Here is a 4378-nt window from a genome sequence, read left to right on the forward strand (position 1 = left end):
AGGCGATGTAATTGTCCGGCTATGTTACTCTATAACCTTTCATCTGGCATGTATTTACGGGATCGGTTTAGGTTATGCGGTATTGCGGGGTTTCTTTCCAGCAGGGCTTGGCGCTTATCAGTCTGGCGTTGTTATTGGCGGTGCCAGCACAGGCGAAATTGCAGATATTGGCCAGCATCAAACCGCTGGCGCTAATCGCCCAGGAGGTAGCGGGTGATCAGGCCGATGTCGCCACCTTGCTGCCAGTTACCGCGTCACCACACGACTATCCTCTCAAGATGTCCGACCACAAACGCTTGCGCGCGGCGGATCTGGTACTCTGGGTCGGGCCGGAATTGGAGAGTTTTCTCGCCCGTCCGCTCGCTAATCTTGCGGCCGATAAGTTAATCATCAGTTATCGACTGGGGTTGCATTGGCCAGATGAAGTGGCAAGCGATCATCATCACAGTAGTCATGCCCATCTTGGCAAAGATCCCCACATTTGGCTTGATCCACGCAATGCCGTGTTGATTTCTCAGGCGTTAGCAACACGTTTGGCGCAATTGCAGCCAGAATCTGCCTCCGTGTTTCGCGCTAATGCCCAGCGTTTTGCGGTGTCGGTACAATTATTGGATCAGCAGCTGGCGCAGCAGTTGGAACCGGTAAAAGCGGTGGGGTTTGCGGTATACCACGAAGGTTACGGGCATTTTGTCGGACGCTATGGCCTGCATCAAGTCGCCTATGTGACTTACACCCCTGAACGTCGCCCGGGTGCAAAACATCTGCAAGAGTTGCGGGAAGTATTGGCGAAGGAGGGAAAATGTCTGTTTATGGAGCCTTATTACAAGGCGCAGGGCATGGATGATATGGCAAAAACACTTAACTTACGGATTGGTTTGCTGGATCCCATCGGCGAACAACAGGTATCCAGCTATCAGCAACTGCTACAACAACTCGGCCAGAGCTTTTTAACCTGCCTTGCGGATCGGCGTGATCGCTGAGGCATAGAAAGGTTTGCGCATGCTGACATCACGTGCTTCCAGCATATCCAATTGCCGCTTATTCAGCTCCATGACAAACGAATCATAATACTGGCGGATATCTCTATCGGCCGATGATCCTGCATCTCGTAATAGCGCTAACATACCTTCTTGCGTCGCCATACGGTGGCGAGTCCCGGTTTTGTGATAAACACAGCTCGCCAATTGTTGCATACGAAAGATCGCGGTTTGGGAAAAAATTAAGGTGTCCATGACATCCTCCAGTGCGGTTATAAGCGGTTGAGCGCGTTTTTCACAGGGAAGCTGTACAGTAATTCAGCTTCACAATTCGATTCTAGGTCAAGAAATAAACACTGTGAGGGGCTTAGGCGCCACTGCTAAAGCAAATTACAAATTTGTGACTGGCACAAAAAAAGAGCCCCGCAGCGACCAAACAAAAAGTTATAAGGTCAAATGCAGGGCTAATACACGAGGAGAAAATAAGGGAGATAGTCCAATCAAAACAACAGCTTAAAGAAAGCTCACTGCAGCGATGACTAATCGCTGCGGCTACAACTTAAAATTAAAGGGCGAACTCTTGTGCAAGTTTGGCTTCCAATTTTTGTTCGAGGTTGGCGTTAGCCTTCTCGTTCAGTACATCAGTCTTGGCAGCCAATTCTTCAGCAATACGCGCTTCCGCGTCTTCCTGGGTTTCAACCCAAGCTGTCTTAACGCCTAAATCGGCAGCAGCCAGAGTCAGTTCGGTGTTAGTGGCCTCGTCAGCAAAAGCGCTGGTGGCAGTCAGTACTAAAGTTGCAAATATCAGTGCGGTCTTTTTCATCGTGGGTTCCTCCGATGGTTTAAAAATTCCAGTTGCCTTGTGAGCAACCTTTTTGTCTTGAGTTAAGTGTTACTCGGTAACAAAGCGTCTTTGGTGTTTTCGATTTGTTACCTTATGTAACGCATAGTAACAGACTTTTTAGATTTGCCTAGCCCTTGGTTAAACTTTTTAGCTATACAAACTTACAAAATGTGAATAAATACCGAAACTTAGCGTTATAAAGTAAAATTTTCATGAGGTATGGCACCTGGTAACACATTTTATTACTGGTAACACTTTTGGCGTGATTGGCATTTAAGATGTTACCTGCGTCACTGATGCCCAGGCGTTGCGGCTCGGCAGGGAAGTGTTTGGTGTATCCTGCGGCCATCAAAAACCGCCTTAATTGCAGATGTTTACTATGACCGAGACTCAAACTGCCGCACCCTTGGTGCTTGTCGATGGATCTTCCTATCTCTACCGCGCTTACCATGCGCTGCCCCCGCTTACCAACTCCAAAGGTCAGCCCACCGGTGCAGTTAAAGGTGTGATCAATATGATGCGCCGCTTGCTGAAGGACTATCCGCTCAGCCCCATCGCCGTCATCTTTGATGCCAAAGGCAAAACCTTCCGCGATGACATGTACGCTGAATACAAAGCCAATCGCCCGCCCATGCCCGACGACCTGCGCCCGCAAGTGCAGCCGATACACGACATAGTGCAGGCTATGGGGCTCCCGCTCTTTGTTATTGAAGGAGTGGAAGCCGACGATGTAATAGGTACGCTCGCGCGTCAGGCGACTGAGCTGCAAATGCCAGTGGTGATTTCCACCGGCGATAAAGATATGGCGCAGTTGGTGAATGAGCACGTCACTCTGGTAAACACCATGACCGAAACGGTATTGGATATTCCCGGCGTCAATTCCAAATACGGTTTTGGCCCCGAGCTAATGATCGATTACCTCGCGTTGATGGGCGATAAGGTCGATAACATTCCCGGCGTGCCCGGTGTCGGCGAAAAAACTGCACAGGGATTGATTCAGGGACTCGGTGGGCTTGACGCGATTTATGCCGATCTGGAAAAAGTACGCACGCTTTCATTTCGCGGCGCGAAGACTATGCCAGAGAAATTAATTGAGCACCGCGAGATGGCCTATTTATCCTATCGCCTCGCCACTATCAAAACTGATGTGGAATTAGCTATTGCTCCTGAAGCTATTCATTGCGGCCAAGCTGACCGGAATCGTCTACGCGAATTGTTCGAAGACCTGGAATTTAAAAGCTGGGTAAAAGAAATAGACGATGAAAAAAATGTATCGCCGACTGCGACCGCACTACCGCTGGTGTGTGAAGAAAATGCGGGTATAGAAAACAAGCTGTCATCTGAATTGCCTACAGCACCCACCGAAACTAATTACGACATTATTACCGATAAAATCCTATTTGCTGATTGGTTAAAACGTTTGCAACACGCCGCGCAGTTTTCCTTTGATACCGAAACTACGGCGCTGGAAATTATGGATGCAAAAATTGTCGGTGTGAGTTTCGCGATAGAAGCGGGTGTCGCTGCTTATATTCCCTGCGGTCACGATTATATGGGCGCGCCGGAACAGTTGCCGCTTGACTGGGTGCTGCAAGAATTAAAACCGATTCTGGAAGATGCCCGCAAAATAAAAATCGGCCAGAATTTAAAATACGATCGCAGTGTATTGCTTAACTACGGTATTGAATTGCGCGGTATTGAATTTGATACCATGCTCGAATCTTACGTGTGGAATTCCATCGGCAGTCGCCACAATATGGATGACCTTGCACAAAACTATCTCGATTATAAAACAGTAACCTTTGAAGAAATTGCTGGCAAAGGTGTAAAACAACTCACTTTTAATCAATTAAAAGTGGAAGATGCAGGTCATTACGCCGCGGAAGATGCTGATATCACGTTGCGGTTACATCAATTTTTTTGGCCGCAGCTGGAAAAAGTTGCACCATTAAAATCGGTATTTGAAACTATTGAAATGCCGCTCTTGCCAGTGCTCTCACATATTGAACGCAATGGTGCATTAGTCGATGCCAAACTGCTTGGTCAGCAGAGTGTTGAACTGGGCGAGCGCCTCGTGCAATTGGAGCGCAAGGCCTATGATATCGCGGGGCAGGAATTCAATTTAAGTTCACCCAAACAACTGGGTGTCATTTTATTTGAACAACAAAAATTACCGGTACTGAAAAAAACGCCTACGGGCACACCATCAACTGCAGAAGAGGTTTTGCAAGAATTAGCGCTGGATTATCCGCTGCCAAAAGTATTGATGGAATATCGCGGCCTGGCGAAATTAAAATCCACATACACGGACAAATTGCCGTTGGTGATCAACAAGCGCACTGGCCGGATTCATACCAGCTATCATCAAGCAGTTGCCGCTACCGGACGTTTATCCTCGCAAGATCCGAACTTGCAAAATATCCCGATTAAAACTGAAGAAGGGCGTCGCATCCGTCAGGCATTTATCGCACCTAAGGGTTATAAATTGGTAGCCGCGGATTACTCACAAATTGAGTTGCGCATTATGGCGCACTTGTCTGACGACGCCGGTTTACTC

4 protein-coding genes are annotated in these 4378 nt (G+C 48.0%); 2 read left to right on the forward strand and 2 right to left on the reverse strand.

Annotated elements, in window-relative coordinates; translation table 11 throughout:
- Positions 1-74: 74 nt before the first annotated feature.
- Complete coding sequence (locus ACWA6V_RS17895; RefSeq protein WP_449523769.1) at positions 75-980, forward strand: metal ABC transporter solute-binding protein, Zn/Mn family; 906 nt, start codon at positions 75-77, stop codon at positions 978-980.
- Here the strand turns inward: ACWA6V_RS17895 and ACWA6V_RS17900 are convergent.
- Both ACWA6V_RS17900 and ACWA6V_RS17905 read right to left on the reverse strand, forming a co-directional pair.
- Positions 948-1232: a hypothetical protein gene (locus ACWA6V_RS17900; protein ID WP_449523770.1), complete on the reverse strand. Its 285-nt coding sequence runs from the start codon at positions 1230-1232 to the stop codon at positions 948-950. The genes ACWA6V_RS17895 and ACWA6V_RS17900 overlap by 33 nt on opposite strands.
- A 310-nt stretch (positions 1233-1542) precedes the next feature.
- A complete protein-coding gene (locus ACWA6V_RS17905) occupies positions 1543-1800 on the reverse strand; it encodes a hypothetical protein (protein ID WP_449523771.1) in 258 nt (85 codons plus the stop codon).
- Positions 1801-2200: 400 nt separating this feature from the next.
- Between ACWA6V_RS17905 and polA the strand changes: the two genes are divergently transcribed.
- Positions 2201-4378 (forward strand): DNA polymerase I (gene polA / locus ACWA6V_RS17910; protein WP_449523772.1); only part of this gene is annotated, 2178 nt, incomplete at its 3' end.

The sequence above is a fragment of the Cellvibrio sp. genome (genome assembly GCF_053579595.1).